Genomic DNA, 808 nt, shown 5'->3' with positions numbered 1-808 from the left:
GAAGAGCGCATTGCCCACTCCATGCATGGCTATTTTCTTCGTGCTGGCGATCCAAAGCGCCCTATCCAATACGAAGTACAAACGCTTCGAGATGGCGGAAGCTTTTCGGCTCGGCGCGTCATTGCGCGTCAACATGATAAGGAGATCTTCACTCTCAATGCGTCATTTCAAGCGCCTGAAACAGGGTTTGAACATCAGATTGATATGCCTGATGCCAAAGAGCCAGATGTGCTACTTTCAGAGCTAGAGATGCGTCGACGTTTTAAACACCAGATACCTGAAAAACTACGAGAGCAGTTTACGCGTGATCGGCCGATCGAGATCCGTCCTGTCAACCCAGTAAACTACTCAAAACCAGATATACGAGAGCCCTATAAGCAAAACTGGTTTCGGGCAGTAGGAGATCTTCCCGATGACCAGTATTTGCATCAATGCATTTTGACTTACGCATCAGACTTCGGGCTCTTAGGCACAAGTATGCTTCCTCATGGCGTGAGCTTTGCGCAAAAAGGCATGCAGGTTGCGAGCATTGATCATGCTCTATGGTTCCACCGTCCATTTCGCGTGGATGAATGGCTTTTGTACGACATGGATAGCCCAAGTGCATCGGCTGGTCGAGGTTTCAATCGAGGAAATATTTACAACCAAAAGGGCGAGTTAGTTGCATCCGTGTGTCAAGAAGCACTGATTCGACAGAAACCCGAAAAGTCAGCGCAATAAACTTGCGCTACGCTGTTTTCAAGGCGATTATAAAGATCATGAAGATTAGATGAACAAAGGAGTACGGCCATGAGTGGTGCTGAAGAAA

At 47.5% G+C, this 808-nt stretch carries 1 protein-coding gene; it reads left to right on the top strand.

From position 1 onward, the window contains the following. Positions 1-720 (top strand): acyl-CoA thioesterase II (locus A3751_RS20110; RefSeq protein ID WP_082863408.1); only part of this gene is annotated, 720 nt, incomplete at its 5' end. Positions 721-808: the final 88 nt, after the last annotated feature.

It is taken from the genome of Oleiphilus sp. HI0080 (assembly GCF_001635135.1).
Note: the sequence above shows the minus strand (reverse complement) of the source record. Positions and strands in the feature narration are given on the sequence as shown.